Origin of the sequence: Polymorphobacter fuscus (assembly GCF_011927825.1) — a bacterium.
GTDB classification, from domain to species: domain Bacteria; phylum Pseudomonadota; class Alphaproteobacteria; order Sphingomonadales; family Sphingomonadaceae; genus Sandarakinorhabdus; species Sandarakinorhabdus fusca.
Window position 1 is genome coordinate 501285 of the sequence record NZ_JAATJI010000001.1, and the last position, 18989, is coordinate 520273.

Sequence of the window (18989 nt, forward strand, 5' to 3'; positions counted from 1 at the left end):
GCTGGCAGCCATCGCAGAAGGCGCTCATCCTGCATCGTCACCCCCGAGCGGCGTGTCGTCGTCGATCAGGATCCGCACCGCGGCGCCGTCGAGATCGTCATACTGGCCATGCCGCAACGTCCAGAAAAACACCGCCAGTCCCGCCAGGCCCAGCGCCAGCGCCACCGGGATCAGGATCATCAGCCCGTTCACCGCGCCGCGCTCCGCAGCCGCAGCGCATTGGCGACGACAAGGATCGACGATCCCGACATAGCGACCGCCGCGACCAGCGGCGTAACCTGCCCGGCGATCGCCAGCGGTACGGCAACGACATTATAGGCGATCGCCGCTGCAAAATTCTGCCGCACGATCCGCGCCGTTGCCCGCGCCACGCCCACTGCGATCGCGACGGGTGCCAGGCTGTCGCCCAGGAACACCGCGTCCGCGGCATTCTGGCTGGCGTCGCTGGCCGTCGCCGGCGCCATCGCGACATGGCCGGCGGCGAGCGCCGGACCATCGTTCAACCCGTCGCCGACCATCAGCACCCGCGCGCCGGCCATTGTCATTTCACCGATCGCCGCCAGCTTGTCCTGCGGTGACAGCCCGGCGCGCGCCGGCAGGCCCAGCACGTCCGCCACCGGCACCACGGCCGCCGCCCGGTCCCCCGACAGGATCGAAGCCGGCAGCCCCATGGCGGACAAGCGCGCCACCGTTGCCGCCGCATCGGGGCGCAGCGGATCGGCAAAACGCAGCAGCCGCGGCGGCGCATCGCCGACCGTCAGCACACAGGCAAGGCCGTCGGCCGCATCCGCGGCGGGTCGCGCCAGCGCCACCTTCTGGCCCTGCCAGACGCCCGATACGCCCATGCCGGCCACTTCGGCCACGTCACTGACCGGCGCCGGCACCACGGCCTCGGCCGTCAGTGCACGGCGCAGCGCCATGCTGAGCGGGTGCCGGCTGTGTTCGGCCAGCGCCAATGCCAGCGACTTGTCCGCCATGGCAAGCGCCGCCAGGTCGAGCGGCTGCGGCCGTCCCAGCGTCAGCGTCCCGGTCTTGTCGAACACCACGGCATCGGCCTCGGCCAGCCGCTCGAGGGCCGACCCGTCCTTGACCAGCACGCCGCCGCGCATCAACGCCCCGGCCGCAACGATCTGCGCTGCCGGCACCGCCAGCCCGAGTGCGCAGGGACAGGTGATGATCAGCACGGCGGCTGCGATCAGCAGCGATTGGTGCCACCCTGCCCCCGCCGCCAGCCAGCCGATCAGGCTCATCAGCGCCAGCCCGTGCACGGCGGGCGCATACAGCCGCGCGGCGCGATCGGCGATGCGGACATAGCGCGACCGGGACTGGCCCGCCGATTCCATCAGCCGGGCAATATCGGCGATCCCGGTGGCGGCGCCCGCGGCGGTGATCCGAACCGTCAAAGGGGCATCGATATTGATCGATCCGGCGAGTGCCCGGTCCCCCGGCAGCACCTGCACCGGCAGGCTTTCCCCGGTCAGCAGCGACTGGTCGCAATGGCTGCGCCCGGCGATGACCTCGCCATCGGCTGCCAGCCGCTCCCCCGCTGCGACGATCATGACCATCCCGACCCGCAAGTCGGCCGCCTTGACCCAGGCCGTGCCGCCGTCGCCCTGCCGTACCAGCGCCCCCGGTGCGGTGTGGCGCAGCAAGGCCGTGACGCCGTCGCGCGCCCGGTCGCGCATGACCGCATCGAGCCAGCGGCCGGTCAGCAGGAAAAACAGCAACATCACCGCGCTGTCGAAATAGGCATGGGCGCCGCCGGTGATCGTTTCATAAAGGCTGAGCGCGGTTGCCAGCCCCACGCCGATGGTGATCGGCACGTCCATGTTGGTGCGCCCGGCCCGCACCGCGCGCCAGGCCGAGCGAAAGAATGGCCGCCCGGCATAGGCGATCGCCGGCAAGGCGATCATTGCCGACAACCAGTGGAACATGTCGCGCGTCGGCCCCGCCGCGCCCGCCCAGACCGATACCGACAGCAGCATGACGTTCATCGCGGCAAAGCCGGCGACCGCCACCGCGCGCAACAATTCGCGGCTCTCGCTGCCATCGTCCGCGGCCATGACGTCGGCAAGCGGCACGGCCTCGAACCCCAGTCCGGCAAACGCCCCTGCCAGCGCCGCGTCCGACAGCGCCGCATGGGTGACCGTCACCCGTTTGGCGGTGAAGTTGACGCGCGCCGCTGCCACCCCCGGCACCGCTGCCAGTCCGCTTTCCAGCTTGGCAATGCAGCCGGCGCAGCGCATCCCGGGCACGGAAAACAGCGTTTCGGGCAATGGCGTGCCCGGGGTCGGCAAGGTCGGCGCGTTCATTGCAAGGTCGCGCCCAGCCGCATCACGTCGCTGCCGCGGTGGAGGGCGACGGCAACATGCCAGCGTCCGCGCGGCAACGCCGCATCGCTGCGCAGAACATTGTCGTCCCCGATCGTGAAGGCCAGCGGCACGTCGGCGGCCCGCCCCAGCGGATGACGCGCAGTGCCGGTGGCGGTGAAGCCCTGCGGCGCCCCGCCTGCCACCGCGACTGTGACATGACGGCCTGCGTCGACCGCCAGCGTCGGCGACCAGCCGAGCTGCTTCTGCACGCGCGCCGCCGCCAGCCAGCCATTGTAGCGCTGGCTGGCGACATAGCTGTTCTCGACAACGGTGCCGCCGAAGGTGTTGCTGGCGAACCACGCCATGGTGAAGTTGACCGCGATGATGAGGCCGAAAAAGCCGATCATCACCATCCACATATGGCGTGCGGTAAAGCCGCGGCTCATTGCGCATCCTCCCTTTCGGGGCGTTCGAAGGTCACGTCATCCCGCGCCGGCCGCGCTTCCTTGCTGCCGGGCACGCCGTCGATCGGCTGGGCCTGCAAGTGGAACCGGCTGTGTTCGCTGCCGTCGGCCGGCGCCGCCACGAACAATCGCAGCTGCGTGGTGGCGTCGGGCGCCAACGTCACGCGGGTGCTGGGACCGGCCGTATCCCGGCTGCCCGCTTCGGTCCACATCACGGCACCCGGCAACCCGGACACCGACACATCCACGCCGCGCGGCCGCGCCTCCATGTTGCGCAGCTTGACCGTATAGCTGTTGCGGATGCTGCCGTCGGACAGCTGGACATAGCGCGGGTTGCGATCGGACGCGACGCTGATGTCAAGCCGCGACCGTTCGCCCAGGCTGAACAGCATGGCGCCGCCGATCCCCGCCCAGATGGCGAAATACACCAGCGTACGTGGCCGCAACAAGGTCCCGAGCACCGGCCGCGGCGCGCCGCCGGCCTTTTCCACCACGGCATCTTCCAGCGTCGCATAGTCGATCAATCCGCGCGGCCGGCCGATCTGCGCCATCACCTTGTCGCAGGCGTCGATGCACAGCGCGCAGGTGATGCACCCGATCTGCGGCCCTTCGCGGATGTCGATGCCGGTGGGGCAGACGGCGACACAGCTGTCGCAATCGATGCAATCCCCGGCCCGACCGGCGCGCATCGCGATGTTGATGCTTTCGGTGGGGAAGTCGGCCAACTGCGGCACCGGCTTTTTCAGCCCGCGCGTCCGCGGTTCACCGCGCCAATATTTGTAGGTGACGATCAGCGACTTCTCGTCGAGCATCGCCGTCTGGATGCGCGGCCAGGGGCACATGTAGATGCACACCTGCTCGCGCATCAGCCCGCCCAGGATATAGGTCGTGGCGGTCAGCACACCCACGGTCGCATAGGCAACAAACGGCGCACTGCCGGTGACGAAGGCGACCGCCAGCGTCGGCGCGTCGGCGAAGTAGAAAATCCACGCGCCGCCCGTCGCCACGGCAATGGCGATCCAGATCGCGTGCTTGGTGAACCGCTTCGCCGCCTTGCCGGGCGTCATCGGCGCCCTGGCCAGCCGGATCTGGGCATTGCGGTCCCCGTCGGTCAGGCGTTCCACATGCACGAACAGGTCCGTCCACACCGTCTGCGGACAGGCATAGCCGCACCAGGCCCGACCGACGGCGCTCGTGACCAGGAACAGGCCGATGCCGGCCATGACCAGCAGGCCGGCGACATAATAGAATTCCTGCGGCCAGATCTCGATCGAGAACATGTAGAAGCGTCGATGCGCCAGATCGATCAGCACCGCCTGGTCGGGCGCATAGGGGCCGCGGTCCCAGCGCAGCCACGGCGTGACGTAATAGATGGTCAGCGTCACCGCCATCACCAGCCACTTCAACCGCCGGTAAAAGCCATTGACCGCCTTGGGATAGACGCCCTTGCGCTTGGAATAGAGCGGGCTGTTCGGGCTGATGAGGTCAAGCGCCGCCATCGACCTTCCCTTCGGCCAGGACCGCCGCGGGGTTGGCCTCTCCACCGCCGAGCGAATGGACATAGGCCGCCAGCATGCGGATGGTCACCGGGTCGAGCCGGGCGTTCCAGCGCGGCATGACACCGGCACGGGCATAGGTGATCGTCGTGCGCAGCGCCGCTTCGTCACCGCCATAGAGCCAGATGCCGTCGGTCAGGTTCGGCGCGCCGAACTCGCGGCCGCCCTTGCCCTCCGCGCCATGGCAGGCAGCGCAATTGGCGGCGAACAAGGCCGCCCCGGCGGCGTTCGGCTTGCCCTGCCCCGAGATGTTGCGGACATGCCTGACCAGCTGGTTGATCTCTGCCGGCTGCAATATGTCGGCAAACGCCGGCATCTGCGAAAAGCGGGTCGCGTCATGGTCGGGGTTCCGGACGCCGTTGATAAGGGTGTATTCGATGCTTTTCAGGTCACCGCCCCACAGCCAGTCATCGTCATTGAGGTTCGGATAGCCCACCGATCCGGCGGCCCCGGCGCCATGGCATTGGACGCAATGCACCTTGAACGCCGCGCGGCCGCCCTCGACCGCCGCCCGCAGCAGCGCCGGATGTTGGGGCAGCTGCTCGACAGGCGTTGCCGCGATGGCACGGTTGATCGGTGCCCGCCGGGCCGTGTCCGCCGCGACCTGGGCTTGATAGTCCGCCCGGCTGTTCCAGCGGATGACCCCTTGGGTGGCGCTGTGGCGCATCGGGATCGCCGGATAGACGACGACATAACCGATGGCGAACACCACGCAGGCGACGAAGATCATCAGCCACCAGCGCGGCAGCGGCGTGTCGAGCTCCTCGATACCGTCCCATTCGTGACCGACCGTCTCGGTGCCGGTGGGCGCGTCAATGCGCTTGGTCATCTTCATCATCCTTGAAGATCATGTTGGCGGCGTCATGCAGCCGCTGGGTCGAACCCTTGCGAAAGGTCCAGCCGACGAAGGTGACGAAGGTCACCGCCATCATGACGAGACCCCAGGTGTCCGCGAGGTGTCGCAGTTCGTCGTAGGTCACTTCGCCGTCTCCTGCGGCGCGGCGGCCTCGAAATCGACGAGCGTGCCCAGCATCTGGAGATAGGCGACGAGCGCATCCATCTCGGTCAGCTCCTGAGTGTTGCCGTCGAAGTCGCGCGCCTGCGACTTGGGGTAGCGTGCCTTCAGCGATTCCGTATCGGCCTCGGGATCGGCCTGCGCCTTCAGGTCGTCATTGGCCTTGGCGATATCCGTGTCGGTATAGGGCACGCCGACGCGCCGCAGCGCGGTCAGATGGTCGCGCATGTCGCCGGCCTGAAGCGGCCGGGTCGCCATGAAGGCATAGGTCGGCATGATCGATTCCGGCACGACGCTGCGGGGATCTTTCAGGTGCTGGACGTGCCAACCATCCGAATATCGGCCGCCGACGCGGGCCAGGTCGGGCCCGGTGCGCTTCGACCCCCATTGGAATGGGTGGTCGTACATGCTCTCCGCTGCCAGGCTGTAATGGCCATAGCGCTCGACCTCGTCGCGGAACGGCCGGATCATCTGGCTGTGGCAGTTGTAGCAGCCCTCGCGCATGTAGATGTTGCGGCCGGCAAGCTCGAGCGGCGTGTACGGGCGCACCCCTTCGACCTTCTCGATGGTCGAATCGATCCAGAACAGGGGCGCGATCTCGACGAGGCCGCCGATTGCCACGACGACAAGCGACAGCGCCGCGAGCAAGGTGACATTGCGCTCGATGGTGCGGTGGGAGAACCCCTTGTCGGGGTTATGCGGATCGTTGGCCATCGTCTTTGCCCCTATTCGGCAGGTTGGGCGAGCAGCGGCCGGTCGGCAGCAGCATTGTAGGGCGTCTCGGTCATCGGCTTTTCGATGCGGATGCGCCCGGCGATCGTCATGGCGATGTTGAAGGCAAAGATCAGCGCGCCGGTCAGGTACAGCACGCCGCCAGCGGCCCGGATCAGGTACATCGGGTGCATGGCGGCGACGACTTCGGCGAAGCTGTTCACCAGATAGCCGTCAGCGCCATATTCGCGCCACAGCAGCCCCTGCATGATCCCGGCCACCCACATCGACGCGGTGTAGAGAACGATTCCGATCGTCGCCGTCCAGAAATGCCAGTTGATCATCCGCAGGCTGTACAGGCGTTCCCGCTTCCACAGCCGCGGCGCCATGTAATAGACGCAGGCGAAGGTGATCATGCCGTTCCAGCCGAGCGCGCCGGAATGGACATGGCCGATGGTCCAGTCGGTATAGTGACTGAGGGAATTGACCGACCGGATCGACATCATCGGGCCTTCGAAGGTGCTCATCCCGTAAAAGGCGAGCGCCATGACCATCATGCGGATGATCGGATCGGTGCGGATCTTGTCCCAGGCGCCGTTGAGCGTCATCAGGCCGTTGATCATCCCGCCCCAGCTCGGCATCCACAGCATGATCGAGAACACCATGCCGAGTGTCTGCGCCCAGTCGGGCAGCGCGGTGAACAGCAGGTGGTGCGGCCCGGCCCAGATGTAGAGGAAGATCAGCGACCAGAAGTGGATGATCGACAACCGATAGGAATAGATCGGCCGTTCCGCCTGTTTCGGCACGAAATAGTACATCATCGCGAGGAAGCCGGCGGTCAGGAAAAAGCCGACCGCATTGTGCCCGTACCACCATTGCGTCAGGGCATCCTGGACGCCCGAAAAGGCGGAATAGGACTTCGATCCGAACAGGCTGACCGGCATCGACAGGTTGTTGACGATGTGGAGCATCGCCACGGTGATGATGAAGGCGAGGTAGAACCAGTTCGCCACATAGATATGGGGTTCGCGGCGGCGGACGATGGTGCCGATGAACACGGCGCCATAAGCGACCCAGACGATCGTCAGCCACAGGTCGACATACCATTCGGGTTCGGCATATTCCCGGGCTTCGGTAACGCCCATGACATAGCCGGTGGCCGCCAGCACGATGAACAGCTGGTAACCCCAGAACACGAAGCGCGCGAGCGACGGAAACGCCAGCCGCGCCCGGCAGGTGCGCTGGACGACATAAAAACTTGTCGCGATCAATGCGTTGCCGCCGAATGCGAAGATGACGCCCGACGTGTGGAGCGGCCGCAGCCGTCCGAAACTCGTATATTCGCTGCCCAGGTTGAGCGCCGGGAATGCCAGCTGCAGGGCGATCGTCAGCCCGACCAGAAGCCCGACAACGCCCCAGAACACCGTGGCGATGACACCCCAGCGGATCGGTTCGTCGTCATATTGGCTGCGATCGATGACGCGGCTGTTGGTGACATCGGCGGTGCGCAGTGTCACCACCGCCGCGACCAGCGCCGCCAGCGCGGCGATCCCCATGTGCATGGCAAAGCCGGCATCGACGGACATGACCGCGCCGAACAATGTCAGCAATGTCAGCAGAAAATAGCCGGCCGCCCGTATCATCGCCGCTTGCATTGCATCGCCCCGTTTCGCTGACAGTCGTCAGCGCCGGGATGCTATGCTTGCTGCGTCGCCGCTATACGGGCTAACCCGGACTGGGCACGACGCCCGGCGGGCGCAGCGACGGCCTTCAGCGGAAATTGTCGGCGTAGGCCTGCAGCTTGAGCGTGACCGGACCGAGCGGCATGACTTCGACCGTCATCCCCTGCGCCTGGGCATAGGCGAGCGCTGCCTCACGCGTCGGAAAGCGCAGCTGGACCTGGGTTTCGGTATCGCCGGATCCCTGCCAGCCGGTCAGCGGATCGGCCCGCTGCGCTTCGTCGCGCTCGATTTCCAGCAGCCACTGGCCGGTCCGGGCCCGCCCGGACTGCATGGTGTTCTTGGGACGCTGATAGAGGCGGGCTCGCATCCGGCGTCAATACGCCCGGGCGATGGCGAATTCCACTGTTTCGACAAGCGCCGTCTTTGCCAGGCCATTGGGGAAGCCCGAGATCGCATCTATTGCCTTGGCGCCGTACATACGCGCTCGCGCCATCGTGTCCTCGACCGCGCGGCTTTCCAGCAGCAAGGTCCGCGCCTTCGCCAAATCCGCATCGGCGACCGCCCGGCCGCTCATCGCCTCGCGCCAGAAATTGCGCTGGTCCTCGCTGCCACGCGCATAGGCAAGGATCACCGGCAGCGTGATCTTGCCGTCGCGGAAATCATCGCCCGAATCCTTGCCCATCGTGTCGGCGTCGGAGACATAGTCGATGGCGTCGTCGACCAGCTGGAAGGCGATACCCAGGTTGCGACCATAGGCCTGCAACGCCGCCTCGACACTCGCGTCACGCTCGGCGACAATCGCCGCAATCTGGCAGGCCGCGGCGAACAGGGCGGCGGTCTTGGCGGTGATGATCTCGAGATAGCGATCTTCGCCGGTCTCGACATTGCGTTGCGCCGTCAGCTGCGCGACCTCGCCTTCGGCAATGATTGCCGAAGCGTGGCTGAGAATCTTCAGGACCTTGAGCGAGCCATCCTCGACCATCAGCTCGAACGACCGGCTGAACAGGAAGTCGCCGACCAGAACGCTGGCAGGATTGCCCCACAGCCGATTGGCGGTCGCCTTGCCACGGCGAAGCCCCGATGCGTCGACGACATCGTCGTGGAGCAGCGTCGCCGTGTGGATGAATTCGACTGCGGCCGCCAGCTTGTGGTGACGGGCACCGCCATATTCGAGCAGCGCCGCGCACCCCAGGGTCAGCATCGGCCGCAACCGCTTGCCGCCGCCGGCGATAAGGTGCCCGGCAAGCTCGGGAATCAACGCCACCGGCGATTGCATGCGGTCGATGATGACATGGTTGACCGCGGTCAGGCCGGGCGCCGTCAACGCCACGAGACGGTCGATCGACGCTGGCGGGCGGTTGCGCAGGGAATGAACGGTAGCAGTCACGCCGACAGTCCTTACCGTCAGATCACAAAGGTGCAACCCCGTCCCTTGCCACCGCGCGCATCCGCCGCAAAAGTGCGGCGCCAACATCGGTACGGCAACAGCAAGGAAACGGCATGGCGGACGAGACACCGGGCGACGACACATTGGCCGCCTATCGCGAGAGCATCGACAACATCGACGCGGCGCTTGTCTTCATGCTCGCCGAACGCTTCAAGATCACCAAGGCCGTCGGTCGCTACAAGGCGCGCAGCGGCCTGCCGCCCGCCGATCCCGGCCGTGAGACGGCGCAGGTCGCGAGGCTTCGCGCGCTGGCCGCCTCGGCCAATCTCGACCCGGAATTTTCCGAAAAGTTCCTGCGCTTCATCATCGATGAAGTCATTCGTCACCATCAGACAGCTGCGGTCGGCCAGCACGGCGCCTAGCGTAGATGGGGCTCCGATGCCTTTGTCCGGAGATTGGCAAATGACCGCGAATCAAATGATTAGCGTGTTTTCCCGACCTCGGAACGCAAGCTAGACTGCGGCCGGCAATCGCAACTGCACCATCAGCCCGCCGAGATCCTCGGAATCCGCAAGGCTGATCGACCCGCCGTAAAGCTCCGCCACGTCGCGCGCGATGGCGAGCCCGAGCCCCGTCCCCGGCTTGTCGGTATCGAGCCGTTCGCCGCGTTCGAACAATTTGTCGCGCGCAGCAGCGGGAATGCCGGCGCCGTCATCCTCGACGATGATGTCGACGCAGCCGGGCTCACCGCTGATTGTCACGAACACCCGACCGCCGCCATGGACGGCAGCATTGTCGATCAGATTGCCGACCATCTCGTCGAGATCCTGCCGCTCGCCGCGGAACATCTTGGACCGGTCGCCGGCAAGGTCGATCGTGACGTCGCGGCCGATATGAATGCGACTTACCGTCCGCACGATAGCTTCCACGGCCTGCCAGACGTCCGTGCGCGCCGATGAATTGCCGCGCTGGCCGGCCGCCCGGGCGCGCGCCAGCTGGTGGTCGACGTGGCGCCGCATCACCTGCACCTGCGACGCCACCACCTGTGCCAGCGGATCGGCGCGGCCCTGGGTCTCGCCGATGAGCACGCTCATCGGCGTCTTGAGGGCATGGGCAAGGTTACCGGCGTGCCGGCGCGCCGCTTCGGCCTGGTGTTCGGTATATTCCAGCAACTCGTTGATCTCGCTGACAAGCGGCGCGATTTCGATCGGAAAATCCTCGGGCACGCGCTTGGCCTGGCCCGACCGTACGGCGCCGATGGCGCGGCTGACCCGGCCGAGCGGCGACAGGCCATAGGTCGATTGCAGCGCCGCCAACGCCAGAAGGCCGACACCGAGGACGCCGAGCGACCAGAACAGGATGGTCCGCAGCTCGCGGGTCTGCGCGTCGAGGTCGCGGGTCGACTGCGCCACCTGGAAGTAAAAGCGCGTCGGCGATCCCGGCAGCCGCAGCGTGCGACCGACGACGCGCAGCGGTTCACCCGGAAAGCTGCGGCTGGCATAGCGGCACGGCGTCACGCAAAGCGCAGAAGGTGCCGGCCCCAGCACCCGATCCCACAGCGACCGCGACGGAAAGACCGGCTGTTCACTCGCCGAAACCTGCCAGTAAAGGCCCGAATAAGGTTCCGAAAAGCGCTGGTCGCCCATGGGACGCAGGAACCGGACCGCACCGGTTTCATCGATGTCGGCGGCGTTGATCATCCCCGACAGGGTGAATTCCAGCTGGGCATCGAAGCTGCGGGTGATCGTCCCGACCAGCACGCGGTCAAGCGCATAGCCGCCGACCGCCAGCAGCGGGATGATCCACGCCGCGGCAAGCGCGATCATCCTGAGGCGCAATGACCCCGCCAGCGACCAGCGTCGCGGCGGATCAGTCGGCGTCGTTGAGACTGTAGCCAAGGCCGCGAGTCGTGCTGATCAGATCGGAGCCGAGTTTTTTGCGGATGCGGGTGATGAACACCTCGATCGTGTTCGAATCCCGATCGAAGTCCTGGTCGTAGATATGCTCGATCAATTCGGTGCGGCTGATCACCTTGCCCTTGTGGTGCATCAGATAGCTCAGCAGCTTGAATTCCTGCGCGGTCAGCTTGACCGGTTCGCCATCGAGGCTGACGCGCCCGGAGCGCGTGTCGAGCCGCACGCCGCCGGCGGACAGTTCAGACGTCGCCTTGCCCGCCGCGCGCCGGATGAGGGCGCGCAGACGCGCAATCAGTTCTTCGGTCTGGAACGGCTTCGCCAGGTAATCGTCGGCGCCGGCATCGAGCCCGGCGACCTTGTCCGACCAGCTGTCGCGCGCCGTCAGCACCAGCACCGGCATCGTCCGGCCTTCCCGGCGCCAGCGGTCGAGCACAGTAAGCCCATCGACCTCGGGCAGGCCAAGATCGAGAATGACGGCGTCATAGGTTTCGGTGGTGCCGAGATAATGGCCATCCTCGCCATCGGTGGCGGTATCGACGGCATAGCCCGCGCCTTCGAGCCCGGCCTTCAGCTGGCGAAGCAGATTGGGTTCATCTTCGACGATCAATATTCGCATTGGGGACCCTTGAGCATCGGCTGGCGCCGACTGGAAACGGGCACTGCCAGACAGTGCCATGAGCGAGCAGTCAGCGCCGTGTCAAAAACTCTGGCGCGACGATATTTTATTCCCGGTTCGGGCATCGACATCGACGTTGACGACATTGCCTTCGACCAGAAAGCGGAACCGGTAACGTTTCGTCGTTGCGTCAAATTCGGCCCCCACATAGTCGCCCGGGGTCTGCGCCACAACTCGGTTGCGGATCGGTTCGAACGGCATGATTTCCCCGGCGTCGACCAGGCCCTTGACGATATTCGGGCCGCCGGCGACCACAGGGGCAGCCGGCAGGCACGTCGCCATGAAAAAGAGAAATAATGCCGTTAATCGCATGATGCTTACGCTGCTGAAGTCCCCTGCCCCTATGAGATTGGTCCGCTGAACCGACCCTTAATGTCAATGGGGTGCCCTTGCCGGGGCTGTGCCGGACGCCAATATGATGCCATTGCGCTACCCGCCCATTGCAGTTTGCGCCGCAAAGCGGCACGTGCCGCGGTTGCTGAACGCCGCGCTTTCTGAACAAGGCCGACCATGCCCGAACCGATCCTTACGCTTGAAAATGCCGGCCTGCGCCAGGGCGGGGACTGGCTGTTCCGCGGCCTCGACCTGACCATCGACGCCCGTGACCGCCTCGCCCTGATCGGCCGCAACGGCGTCGGCAAGACCACTTTGCTCAAGCTGATCGCCGGCGAAATCGATCTCGATGAAGGCCGCCGCGCCGTTTCGCCGGCGCTCAATGTCATCCGGCTCGAACAGGATCCCAATCTGGCCGGCTTCGCGACCCTGGGCGATTACGTCCGCGCCGGCGGCAATGCGCCCGCCGATCACCTGCTTGATTCCGTCGCGTCGCGCCTCGGCGCAGATCTCGACCGCGACGCCGCGACAGCATCGGGAGGCGAACGCCGCCGTGCGGCACTTGTCCGTGCGCTTGCGTCGGAGCCCGGCCTGTTGCTGCTCGACGAGCCGACCAACCACCTCGACATCGCTGCGATCGAATGGCTCGAATCGTGGCTGGAGCGATTCAACGGCGGCTTTCTGTCGATCAGCCATGATCGCGCCTTTCTGACCCGTCTCACGAAAAATTGTCTGTGGCTCGATCGCGGTACATTGCGCCGCGCCGAGGTCGGCTTTGGCGGATTTGAGGACTGGTCGGAACGCGTCGCTGCCGAGGAAGCCAAGAATGCCGCCAAGCTCGACACCAAGCTGCGGCAGGAGGAACATTGGCTGCTGCGCGGTGTCACCGCCCGGCGCAGCCGCAACGAGGGGCGCCTGGCCAAGTTGATCGAGCTGCGCGCCACCCGCAAGGCGATGGTCACTGGCGATGCGGTTGCCAAGCTGGCGACCACCGCCGACGATGGCAAGACCAAGGTGCTCATCGACGCCAGCCATGTGGCGCTCAGCTTCGGCGGCCGGCCGATCCTGCGCGACCTGTCGCTACGCGTGCGCCGCGGCGACCGCATCGGCATCATCGGCCCCAATGGCGCCGGCAAATCGACGCTGATCCGCCTTCTGCTCGGCCAGCAGGCACCCGACAGCGGGGAAATCCGCCGCGCCAAGACGCTCAACCCGACCGTCATCGACCAGCGCCGCCAGCGGCTCGATGCCGAGGACGGTGTCGGCAAGACGGTGCGCGACGTCCTTGCCGATGGCGGTGAGTGGTTGGAGGTGGGCGGGGTGCGCAAACATGTCGCCGGCTATCTGAAGGAGTTCCTGTTCGACCCGTCCGTCATCGACGCGCCGGTCGATGGTTTTTCAGGCGGCGAACGGTCGCGACTGCTGCTGGCGCGCGAGTTCGCCACGCCGTCGAACCTGTTGGTACTCGACGAGCCGACCAATGATCTCGACATGGAAACGCTCGACCTGCTCGAGGAAGTCCTCGACGATTACGCCGGTACCGTGCTGCTCGTCAGCCACGATCGCGCCTTTCTCGACCGTGTCGTGACGATGGTCGTGGCGCTCGATGGCGAGGGCAATGCCGATATTGTCGTCGGGGGCTGGTCGGACTGGGCCGCGCAGCAGCGGCAGCAGCAGAAGGAGCGCGCCGCAGCGACGCGCGAGGCGCGCGCCCCGAAGGGCAAGAATGCCAACACGCCCGTCACTGCAAAGCCCAAGGCCGGCAAGTTGAGCTACAACGACGCACGCGAACTCGCCGAACTACCGAAAAAGCTCGAGCTGCTGCAGGCCGCCGCTGCGCGTCACGAGGCCGTACTCGCCGACCCTGGCCTCTATGCCCGCGATCCCAAGCGCTTCGCCAATGTCATGACCGAGCTGGAAAAGGTCCGCGCCGATCTGGCGCACGCGGAAGACCGCTGGCTGGCGCTGGCCGAGATGGAAGCCGCCCTCGCCGGTTAGGCATTGGACGCCGCGCGCCGACCGGCTAGACCATGGCGATGGTCGGGCAGCGAACACCGCGGTTGCACAGCCTTGATGGCGGGCCGCTTCACCCCGATGTCGCCATGCTGGCCGCCGCTGCGGATGCGGGATCCATCGACCGACGCAGCTTTCTCCAGCATGCGTCCTGGCTTGGCGCCGCTGTGCCGCTTGGCGCCTGCGCGGCCGCGCCGGGGCCTTCGAACGACCGGCTTCGTTTTGTCTGCGCCGTCCAGGCGATCAGCGACCCGGCGCTTTCGGCCTGGGTCGAAGCTTCAAATCTGTATCGCAACGTCCTGGAATTCCTCACCGAAGTCGATGCCGACAATATCGTCCGGCCAGCGCTTGCCGAAAGCTGGCGCCCGAGCGCCGATCTGCGGACCTGGACCTTCACACTGAAACCGGGGGTTCGCTGGTCGAACGGGCAGCCGCTGACCGCGGCCGACATCGGCCACAATTTCGATCGATGGCTCGCGCCTGGCTCAAAATCGGTCAATCGGACCGCCCTTGCCGCCATCACCGGCTTCGAACGTCTCGACGACCGGCGTTTCGCCCTGCACCTTGCCCGGCCGCTCTGCACTCTTGCCGAGCAGCTTTACAGCCCGACCTGTGCGATCGTGCACCCCGGTTTCGACGGGACACGCTGGACCGACGGCCCGATCGGCACCGGCCCCTATCGGCTGACCGATTTCCAGGTCGGACGCCAGGCGCGGTTCGATCGCCGCGACGATTATTGGGGGCCGCCAGCGTTGCTGCGCCAGATCGATGTCATCGACCTCGGCCCCGATGTCGCCACCCATGTCGCGGCGCTCGCGGCCGGCCAGGTCGACATGCTGTACCGCATCGGCGTGTCCGAACTGGACCTTGTCGAACGCCTGCCCGCCGCCCGGTTGCTGCGACATCCGTCGGCCATGACGATCTGCATGCGCATGAAGATCGACCAGGCACCGTTCGACGATATCCGGGTGCGGCGCGCCATCCAGCTTGCCGCCGACAATGCCGCCATGCTCCGCCTCGGCCATCGCGGATTCGGCATCCTTGCCGACCACACCCATGTATCGGCGCTCCAGCCCGACCATGGCAGTCTGGCGCCGCAAGCGCGCGACGTCCGCGAGGCGCGTCGCCTGCTTGCCGCGGCAGGGTTTTCGAGCGGGCTCGACCTGTCGCTGGTGCTGGGCAACACCACCGGGCGCTGGGAACAGGATGTCGCGCAGATCCTGCAGCAGAATCTCGCCGAAGCCGGCATAAGGCTGGCGCTCAAGGTTCTGCCGCCGACCGAATATTGGTCGGTCTGGGACAAGGTTCCGTTCGGCCTGACCTCCTGGGGCCACCGGCCCCTCGGCATCATGACGCTCGATCTCGGCTATCGCGGCGGATCGAGCTGGAACGAGACGGGCTTTGCCGATCCGCAGTTCGATACCTTGCTCGATACGGCGATGGCGGTCGTCGATCCGGTCGCGCGCCGGGGCGTGATGGCGCAGGCCCAGCAGCGGCTGCGCGACGCCGCGGTGATCATGCAACCGTTCTGGCCGGAAAAGTTCACCGCAGTCAGTCCCCGGATCCGGGGGCATGTCCTGCACCCGGCGGACTACTTCCGGCTGGAACGGGTGTGGCTGGCATGACCATATGGGGCGCGTTCGGCCGCCGCGTCGTGCAGTTGCTCGCAACCATGCTGGTGGTGTCGTTTCTCGTGCATCTGGCGCTGCAATCCAACATCGACAGCGTCGCGGTGAAGGTCCTCGGCCAATATTCGACCGAGGCCCAGCGCCATGCGTGGCTGGTGGAGAACCATTACGACGACCCGTTGCTGACCCGCTATTGGCGCTGGCTCGGTGGCGTCATGCAGGGCGATTGGGGCATGTCGCGCCATTATCAGGAACGGATCGGCGTTCTGCTGCGGCCGCGGCTCGCTGCGTCGGCGCTGCTGGCAGGGCTGGCGCTGGCCATCACCGTGCCCTTGTCGCTGGCGCTCGGAGTGGCCGCCGGGGTCCGGGCCGGCGGGCCCGCGGACCGCGCCATTTCGGCCCTCGCCATTGTCACGACATCGGTGCCGGATTTCGCCATGGCGGCGTTTCTCGTCGCCATCTTCGTTCTCGGCCTGGGCTGGCTGCCGGGGGTCAGCACGATGGCGGACGGCGTTGCGTGGCGCGAACTCGTGCTGCCGGTCGCGGTGCTTGTCCTGGCCTCCACAGGCTATCTGGCGCGTGCGACGCGGGCAAGCATGGTCGAGGTCATGGGCCAGCCCCATATCCGCATGGCGCGGCTGAAGGGCGTCGGCCCGGTGCGCATCATCACCCACCATGCCTTGCGCAACGCGCTGCTGACCCCGGTCACGCTGATCATGTTGCAGATCCCGTGGCTGCTCTCGGGGGTCATCATCACCGAAGTGTTCTTCGCCTATCGCGGCTTCGGCACGCTGCTCTACCAGGCCGCGCTCAACAGCGATGTTTCGCTCATCCAGGCCGGTGCGATGGTCAGCGTGGTCGTCGTCGTTACCAGCCAGCTGCTCGGCGACTTGCTGCAGCGGGCGCTCGACCCGCGATTGCGGACGGCGTGACCAGCCGCCTGCTCTTCCTCTGCGGCGCTGCAATCATCGCGGCATGGCTCGCTGCTGCCATATCGGCACCCTGGCTCGCGCCGCACGACCCGCTGGCGAGCTTCACGCCGTTGCTGCCGCCCGGCAGTCCCGGCTTCGTGCTCGGCACCGATCTGCTCGGCCGCGATATCCTGTCGCGACTGATCTGGGGGGCGCGGCCGGTCGTGACGCTGTCGCTTGCCGCCACCGTCATCGCCTATGTCGTCGGAACCGCTGCAGGCCTTGTCGCAGGGTTTCGCGGCGGCCGGACCGACAGCCTTCTTTCTTTTCTTTCCAACATATTGCTGTCGTTTCCTGTTCTGGTACTGTATCTCGTCATCATCGTCGCGCTCGGTGCATCGGCCGTGAACGTGGTCATCGCGGTCGCGGTCGGAACGACGCCGCTGGTTTTCCGGATTGTGCGTGACCTTGCCCGCGGCCTCGCCGGGCGCGACTTCGTCACCGTTGCGGTCACCCAGGGTGAAGCCGAATGGCGCATCCTGTGGCACGACATCCTGCCCAACGCGGCGCCGGCGCTGGTCAATGATTTTTGTCTGCGCCTCGGCTATGGCGTGATGATGGTCGGAGCGCTCGGTTTTCTGGGCCTGGGCCTGCCGCCGCCGGCGCCGGACTGGGGCGGCATGATCACCGACGGGCGCGCCCTCGCCTTCGCCTTTCCGTATCTCGTGCTGTTCCCCTGCCTGGCGCTGGTTTCGCTGGTGCTGGCATTGAGCCTTGTCGCCGACAATCGTCCGGGTGCGCCATGACCGGCGCCCGACCGGCGCTTTCGGTGCGCGGGCTGTCGGTGGCGCTGCCACCGGGGGCCGACCGGCAATGGGCTGTCGAGGATATGAACTTCGACGTCCGGCGCGGCGAAACCCTGTGCCTTGTCGGTGCATCGGGCTCGGGCAAATCGGTGCTGGCGGCTGCCATGATGGCCGCGCTGCCGCCCGGGCTCGCGATCACTCGGGGCAGCATTACGCTCGGCGCCCAGACCCTCACCGCCCTCGGCGAGCCGGCGCTGCGCCGATTGCGCGGCAACCGCATTGCCCTGGTGCCGCAGGAACCCGTGCCCGCGCTCAACCCGTTGCAACAGATCGGCAAGCAGGTCGAAGAGGTGCTGTTGCTCCACAGCGGCCTCGATGCGGGCGCGCGCGCACGCCGGACGGACGAGCTGCTGGCATCGGTCGCGCTCGACCCGGCTGTCGCGCGGCGCACCCCGCACCAGCTGTCCGGCGGCGAATGCCAGCGTGTCGCAATCGCCATGGCCATTGCCATGGCGCCCGATGTCATCATCGCCGATGAGGCAACGACGGCGCTCGACACCGTCACCCAGGCACAGATCCTCGACTTGCTCGCCGCCCTGAAGGCGCGTGGCGACCATGGGCTGGTGTTTATCAGCCATGACATCGCCGTCGTCGCCGCCATTGCCGATCGCATCGCGGTCCTCGACGCCGGGCGCATCGTCGAAATCGGGCCAGCACGCGCGGTCCTGGAATCGCCGCGCCACGCCGTTACCCAGGCGATGCTGGCCGCGTCACGGCCGCCGCCCATGCGCCGCCCGCGGCCCGAAGCCCCGCCCGTGCTGATCGTCGATGGCCTCACCAAGTCCGTACCCAACGAGGTCATTATCGCCGGCGCGGGCTTTGTCGTGGCGGCAGGCACGACCACCGCCATTGTCGGCGCCTCGGGGTCGGGCAAATCGACCTTGGCGCGGTTGATCATGCGCATCGTGCCGGCCGATCGCGGCAGTATCACCATCGACGGTGTCGCGGTGCGGGCGCTGCGCGGCGCCGCATCGCGCGCCGCGCGCGGGCTTGTCCAGATGGTGTTCCAGGATTCGTTCAGCGCGTTCAATCCGCGCCGCAGCATCGGCTGCTCCATCGCGCGCGCCGCCGAACTTGCCGGCGCCAGCCCTGTCGATGCGCGGGCCCGGGCGGTATCGCTGCTGGCGCGCGTCGGCATGCCCGTCGGCGCTTTCGACCGGCTGCCTGCCGCTTTTTCGGGTGGCCAGCGCCAGCGCATCGCCATCGCCCGCGCACTGGCAATGCAGCCCAGGCTGTTGATCTGCGACGAAAGCGTTTCCGGCCTCGACCCTGTCGTCCAGGCGCAGGTGCTGGCACTGCTCGATGATCTTCAGGCCGAAACCGGCGTCGCCATCCTGTTCATCACCCATGACCTGCGGACTGCCGCCGCCATCGCCGACCGCATTCTCGTTCTCGATCGGGGCATGATCGTCGAGGCAGGCGACGCGGCGACCGTGCTGCGGCACCCGCAATCAGCCGCCGCCCTCGCGCTCGTTACCGCTATTCCGCTCGGCGGCCTGCCCGACGCAGCCGCCTGACG

19 protein-coding genes are annotated in these 18989 nt (G+C 66.7%); 6 read left to right on the top strand and 13 right to left on the bottom strand.

The window, feature by feature from the left end:
* Positions 1-24 precede the first annotated feature (24 nt).
* From ccoS to GGQ62_RS02465, 10 genes are all read right to left on the bottom strand, one after another.
* Complete coding sequence (gene ccoS / locus GGQ62_RS02420) at positions 25-192, bottom strand: cbb3-type cytochrome oxidase assembly protein CcoS (protein ID WP_152576654.1); 168 nt, start codon at positions 190-192, stop codon at positions 25-27.
* Positions 189-2312, bottom strand: a complete 2124-nt coding sequence (locus GGQ62_RS02425; RefSeq protein ID WP_152576653.1) for a heavy metal translocating P-type ATPase — start codon at positions 2310-2312, stop codon at positions 189-191. Before GGQ62_RS02425 ends, ccoS begins: the two co-directional genes overlap by 4 nt.
* Positions 2309-2758, bottom strand: coding sequence for a FixH family protein (locus GGQ62_RS02430; protein ID WP_152576652.1), 450 nt, complete (start codon positions 2756-2758; stop codon positions 2309-2311). Before GGQ62_RS02430 ends, GGQ62_RS02425 begins: the two co-directional genes overlap by 4 nt.
* On the bottom strand, positions 2755-4275 hold the full coding sequence (gene ccoG / locus GGQ62_RS02435; protein WP_152576651.1) for a cytochrome c oxidase accessory protein CcoG: 1521 nt from the start codon (positions 4273-4275) through the stop codon (positions 2755-2757). The genes GGQ62_RS02430 and ccoG overlap by 4 nt, the downstream gene beginning before the upstream one ends.
* Positions 4262-5167: a cytochrome-c oxidase, cbb3-type subunit III gene (gene ccoP / locus GGQ62_RS02440; RefSeq protein WP_152577063.1), complete on the bottom strand. Its 906-nt coding sequence runs from the start codon at positions 5165-5167 to the stop codon at positions 4262-4264. The genes ccoG and ccoP overlap by 14 nt, the downstream gene beginning before the upstream one ends.
* Positions 5145-5312, bottom strand: a complete 168-nt coding sequence (locus tag GGQ62_RS02445; protein ID WP_152576650.1) for a cbb3-type cytochrome c oxidase subunit 3 — start codon at positions 5310-5312, stop codon at positions 5145-5147. The genes ccoP and GGQ62_RS02445 overlap by 23 nt, the downstream gene beginning before the upstream one ends.
* Positions 5309-6061, bottom strand: a complete 753-nt coding sequence (gene ccoO / locus GGQ62_RS02450) for a cytochrome-c oxidase, cbb3-type subunit II (RefSeq protein WP_152576649.1) — start codon at positions 6059-6061, stop codon at positions 5309-5311. Before ccoO ends, GGQ62_RS02445 begins: the two co-directional genes overlap by 4 nt.
* Before the next feature lie 11 nt (positions 6062-6072).
* Positions 6073-7713 (bottom strand): cytochrome-c oxidase, cbb3-type subunit I, encoded by a 1641-nt coding sequence (ccoN, locus tag GGQ62_RS02455; RefSeq protein ID WP_152576648.1) that lies wholly within the window; start codon positions 7711-7713, stop codon positions 6073-6075.
* A 115-nt stretch (positions 7714-7828) separates the two neighbouring features.
* Entirely contained in the window at positions 7829-8107 is a 279-nt protein-coding gene (locus tag GGQ62_RS02460; protein WP_152576647.1) for an ETC complex I subunit, read from the bottom strand.
* 6 nt (positions 8108-8113) lie between these two features.
* Entirely contained in the window at positions 8114-9127 is a 1014-nt protein-coding gene (locus GGQ62_RS02465; protein WP_152576646.1) for a polyprenyl synthetase family protein, read from the bottom strand.
* A gap of 113 nt (positions 9128-9240) precedes the next feature.
* Here GGQ62_RS02465 and GGQ62_RS02470 point away from each other — a divergent pair, with 113 nt between their 5' ends.
* Positions 9241-9549 carry a chorismate mutase gene (locus GGQ62_RS02470; RefSeq protein ID WP_152576645.1) on the top strand — a complete coding sequence of 103 codons (309 nt, stop codon included), beginning with the start codon at positions 9241-9243 and terminating at the stop codon, positions 9547-9549.
* Positions 9550-9639: 90 nt separating this feature from the next.
* On the opposite strand, the gene GGQ62_RS02475 is transcribed toward GGQ62_RS02470, so the two are convergent.
* From GGQ62_RS02475 to GGQ62_RS02485, 3 genes are all read right to left on the bottom strand, one after another.
* On the bottom strand, positions 9640-10953 hold the full coding sequence (locus GGQ62_RS02475; RefSeq protein WP_152576644.1) for a sensor histidine kinase: 1314 nt from the start codon (positions 10951-10953) through the stop codon (positions 9640-9642).
* Positions 10954-10996: 43 nt separating this feature from the next.
* The gene (locus GGQ62_RS02480; RefSeq protein ID WP_152576643.1) at positions 10997-11659 is read right to left on the bottom strand and encodes a response regulator transcription factor; all 663 of its coding nucleotides are present in this window, start codon (positions 11657-11659) and stop codon (positions 10997-10999) included.
* A gap of 81 nt (positions 11660-11740) precedes the next feature.
* Entirely contained in the window at positions 11741-12031 is a 291-nt protein-coding gene (locus GGQ62_RS02485; RefSeq protein WP_152576642.1) for a PepSY domain-containing protein, read from the bottom strand.
* 198 nt (positions 12032-12229) lie between these two features.
* On the opposite strand from GGQ62_RS02485, the gene GGQ62_RS02490 reads away from it, so the two are divergent.
* Genes GGQ62_RS02490 through nikE form a run of 5 tightly spaced genes read left to right on the top strand, consistent with a single transcriptional unit; the run spans position 12230 to position 18987 of the window.
* On the top strand, positions 12230-14050 hold the full coding sequence (locus GGQ62_RS02490; protein ID WP_152576641.1) for an ATP-binding cassette domain-containing protein: 1821 nt from the start codon (positions 12230-12232) through the stop codon (positions 14048-14050).
* Positions 14051-14082: 32 nt separating this feature from the next.
* Positions 14083-15690 carry an ABC transporter substrate-binding protein gene (locus tag GGQ62_RS02495; protein WP_207790462.1) on the top strand — a complete coding sequence of 536 codons (1608 nt, stop codon included), beginning with the start codon at positions 14083-14085 and terminating at the stop codon, positions 15688-15690.
* A complete protein-coding gene (locus GGQ62_RS02500; protein ID WP_152576640.1) occupies positions 15687-16625 on the top strand; it encodes an ABC transporter permease in 939 nt (312 codons plus the stop codon). The genes GGQ62_RS02495 and GGQ62_RS02500 overlap by 4 nt, the downstream gene beginning before the upstream one ends.
* Complete coding sequence (locus GGQ62_RS02505) at positions 16622-17410, top strand: ABC transporter permease (RefSeq protein ID WP_207790461.1); 789 nt, start codon at positions 16622-16624, stop codon at positions 17408-17410. The genes GGQ62_RS02500 and GGQ62_RS02505 overlap by 4 nt, the downstream gene beginning before the upstream one ends.
* Positions 17407-18987: a nickel ABC transporter ATP-binding protein NikE gene (nikE, locus tag GGQ62_RS02510; RefSeq protein ID WP_152576639.1), complete on the top strand. Its 1581-nt coding sequence runs from the start codon at positions 17407-17409 to the stop codon at positions 18985-18987. The genes GGQ62_RS02505 and nikE overlap by 4 nt, the downstream gene beginning before the upstream one ends.
* The last annotated feature ends 2 nt before the right edge of the window (positions 18988-18989 follow it).